Here is a 3,359-nt window from a genome sequence, read left to right as displayed (position 1 = left end):
AGCGGAGGCGGAGGGGCTGGCGTACTTCGGGTTCCCGGGAGCGCACCGGGTGAAAATCCACTCCACGAACACGCTGGAGCGCCTGAATAAAGAGGTGAAGCGGCGTTCCCACGTGGTGGGTATTTTTCCCAACGAAGAGAGCATAACCCGGCTTCTGGGTGCGGTGCTGACGGAGCAGAACGAAGAATGGCTGTTGCAGAACCGCTACCTGCCGCAGCACAGCATGGCGGAGATAGAGCAGACCGCTGAAAACGATGTGATCGAGGCGCTGCCACTCAGCGCTTAACAGACATATTACCGGACCGGAAGGCTGGATCTGAATTTACACCACCTTGACGGACTCGACCGGTGTCCGGTGTCATTCTCTGATATCGCTTTCTAGAATCATGCTATTGTGCTATCGACGGGTGCCAGATAACGTGACGGAGAAATCTTTAACAGGAGCAAGTAGTCAGGTTTACAGTTAAAAAATGCACCACATCGCGATTATTGCGCGGGATTATCTGGCCAGCCGGGATTTTTACTGCAACATCTTCGATTTCACCCTGATGGAAGAAGTTTACCGCGAGGCGCGTGATTCGTGGAAAAGGGGATCTGGCGCTGAACGGTGACTATACGATTGAGCTGTTCTCCTTCCCGCAGCCGCCAGCGCGGCCGACGCAGCCGGAAGCCTGTGGTCTGCGCCATCTGGTCTTCAACGTCGATGATATTGACGCCGCGAACCAGCAGCTGGAAACCCACGGCGTGCGCTGTGAGGAGATCCGCATCGACCCACTGACTGGTAAGCGTTGTACCTTCTTTAACGATCCGGATGGGTTGCCGCTGGAGCTCTACCAGGCTTAAAATAACCGTCATTCTTAAAGCCGCCGCCGTGTTAGCTGCGTGCATTCACCCCGGTCACTTACTAATGTAAGCTCCCGGGGATTCATTTACTTGCTGCAACTCCAATTATTCGGTTATTTAATCCTTTTATTGCAGGAACGCCATGTCGGTCATCGCCCATCTTGAACGCGCACTTTCGTCACAGCCTGCTGTGCTGCTGGCCTACAGCGGCGGGCTGGATTCCAGCGTGCTGCTGCATCAGCTGGTGCTGCTGAGAAGCCAACAGCCGGAGCTGCAGCTGCGGGCGGTACATATCCATCACGGACTGAATCCGCTGGCAGATAGCTGGGTGGCACACTGTAAGCAGCAGTGCTCGCAGTGGCAGGTGCCGTTTGAGGTGGTCAGAGTGCAGATTGATGGGCGCGCAGGCGGAATCGAAGCCGCGGCCCGCACTGCGCGCTATGACGCGTTCAGTCAGCTGCTGCTGCCGGGCGAGGCGCTGCTGACCGCCCAGCACCTTGATGACCAGAGCGAAACGGTGCTGCTGGCCCTGAAGCGCGGTAGCGGTCCGGCGGGTCTGGCCTCGATGCCCGAGCAGCACTGGTTGGGGCAATATCGCCATCTGCGGCCGCTGCTGGCAGCAAGCCGTAGCCAGCTGACAGCGTGGGCGCAGCAGCACCGGCTGTCGTGGATTAAGGATGACAGCAATCAGGACCCGCGCTATGACCGCAACTTTCTGCGTTTAAAGGTGCTGCCGTTACTAAATGAACGCTGGCCGTATTTTGCCAGCGCCGTGGCACGCAGCGCCGCGCTGTGCGGCGAACAGGAGCAGCTGCTTGACGAGCTGCTGGCCGAATCGCTGGCCCTGCTGGTGGACGAGCAGGGCGCGTTGTCCATTGCGCCGCTGCAGGAGATGAGCGATGCACGGCGTGCGGCGCTGCTGCGGCGTTGGATCGCCACTCATCATGCCAACCCACCGTCGCGCGAAGCACTGCAGCGGATCTGGCAGGAAGTGGCATGCAGCCGTGAGGACGCAGAGCCGCGCCTGCGATTGGGCAGTCATGAAATCCGCCGCTTCCGCGGCAGCCTCTACTGGCTACCGCTTTACCCGTCGCTACGTGAGATTTGCCTAAACTGGCCGCCATCATGGCAGCCGTTAGTGCTTCCCAACGGTCTGGGCCAGCTGCAGCTGGGGGCGCATGGCATTGCGCTGCGTGCGCCGCAGCCCGCTGAAGCGGTCAGCATTCGTTTTCAGGCACAGGGGACTTTTCACATCCAGGGGCGCGCAGGCAGCCGCCCGCTGAAAAAGCTGTGGCAGGAACTGGCCGTTGCGCCCTGGCTGCGTGAACGCACCCCGTTACTTTTTTATGGCGATCGTTTGATTGCCGCCATTGGTGTGTTTGTCACCCGTGAGGGCGCGCCGCGGGAGCATGAAGCCTGCTGGCATCTGTACTGGTGCCGCTAAAATAACCGACTGGAGAGCAATGATGAGTATCTAACTTTTGGCGCTGCTGCTGGCGTGAAGTCTGCCTGCGCTCGGCGCGGGCAACAGTAGCGCCGGGTAGCCGGAAGTCATGAAGGTCTTCGTTGCCGGGCAGAGTGATAAGGACATCGCCGATCTGGCGGCGTACTACGCGGGGTTGAAACCTTAGGATGAAGGGGCGGATCGTCAATCCGCTAGGCTAAAACGGGGCTTAATCAGACTCGCTGACCTCCACAGTACCCAACTCAGGATGGCTAAACGTGTCGATATGGTCGAGGCGCAGATCGCGTTGCTCGCCATTGATCTCAATGCTAATATATTCAACGTTCTTGCGCGACACCATATCTTTAGCTTTGGCCGTCAGCTGTTCGCCATTTTTCAGCGTCATCGACAAGTGCCAGCTGTTCTGGCATGCGAGTTCCAGATTGTCATAGTCATCACAGTTGATCGGTTTATACGCTTCGTTCGTCAACATAGTCGCTCACCAATAAGTTTGCGGCAGCAAAGGCTGCCTGTTCCCTGATGGAAGAGTATAGCTCAGGATTGCCCGCTACCTCATTGAGTGCTTTCAACACGCATGCTAATGCATCCGGCACGTATCCCAGATCGTTACTACCTATCTCGGCATATTTTTGGCGAACTAACTCACAATACATTGGCACATTCACCTCCTTCAGATTTTTCTCTGGCGATTATCCGACTATAGCACAGCCAATTATCGGAAATCAGCCCGCAAGCGGGTGACTTGCTCACTCATCAAGTGGCTTTGTTGAATAAATCGAACTTTTAGGTGACTGGCGGCTCTGATCGCTAAATTCGTTTCAACATCAGGTCCCCATGGCAAAGCAAAAGTTTAAAATCACCAATTGGCCCGCATACAACAAAGCACTCAGACAACACGGTTCCCTGACGGTCTGGCTTGATGAGTCACCCATTAAGATCGTGGTTGACCGCTACACTACACTGATATGGCTATTACCAAGGTTCTGATGATGAAACGTGTGTTCAATCTGCCGCTGCATTGTAGTGGCACCCTGATACTGGCCACCTGATT

General features: G+C 56.4%; 4 protein-coding genes and 3 pseudogenes. 5 read left to right on the top strand and 2 right to left on the bottom strand.

The window, feature by feature from the left end; genetic code table 11:
* The 4 genes and pseudogenes from BBW68_RS02495 to BBW68_RS19415 all read left to right on the top strand — a co-directional run.
* Window positions 1-286 (top strand): transposase (locus BBW68_RS02495; protein ID WP_186821250.1); only part of this gene is annotated, 286 nt, incomplete at its 5' end.
* Window positions 287-470: 184 nt separating this feature from the next.
* Window positions 471-843, top strand: a pseudogene (locus BBW68_RS02490) (VOC family protein).
* A 142-nt stretch (window positions 844-985) separates the two neighbouring features.
* Window positions 986-2,287: a tRNA lysidine(34) synthetase TilS gene (gene tilS / locus BBW68_RS02485; RefSeq protein WP_070133868.1), complete on the top strand. Its 1,302-nt coding sequence runs from the start codon at window positions 986-988 to the stop codon at window positions 2,285-2,287.
* A 103-nt stretch (window positions 2,288-2,390) separates the two neighbouring features.
* Window positions 2,391-2,474: pseudogene (locus BBW68_RS19415) on the top strand (c-type cytochrome); the annotation flags it as partial.
* A 42-nt stretch (window positions 2,475-2,516) separates the two neighbouring features.
* On the opposite strand, the gene rof reads toward BBW68_RS19415, so the two are convergent.
* Together rof and BBW68_RS02475 are read right to left on the bottom strand one after the other, a co-directional pair.
* A complete protein-coding gene (gene rof / locus BBW68_RS02480) occupies window positions 2,517-2,780 on the bottom strand; it encodes a Rho-binding antiterminator (RefSeq protein ID WP_070133867.1) in 264 nt (87 codons plus the stop codon).
* Window positions 2,758-2,967, bottom strand: a complete 210-nt coding sequence (locus BBW68_RS02475) for a YaeP family protein (protein ID WP_102135745.1) — start codon at window positions 2,965-2,967, stop codon at window positions 2,758-2,760. The genes rof and BBW68_RS02475 overlap by 23 nt, the downstream gene beginning before the upstream one ends.
* A 175-nt stretch (window positions 2,968-3,142) precedes the next feature.
* On the opposite strand from BBW68_RS02475, the pseudogene BBW68_RS15520 reads away from it, so the two are divergent.
* A pseudogene (locus tag BBW68_RS15520) lies at window positions 3,143-3,324 on the top strand (IS5/IS1182 family transposase); the annotation flags it as partial.
* Window positions 3,325-3,359: the final 35 nt, after the last annotated feature.

It is taken from the genome of Candidatus Erwinia dacicola (genome assembly GCF_001756855.1).
GTDB classification, from domain to species: Bacteria; Pseudomonadota; Gammaproteobacteria; order Enterobacterales; family Enterobacteriaceae; genus Erwinia; species Erwinia dacicola.
This window is presented reverse-complemented; position numbering and strand designations above follow the sequence as displayed.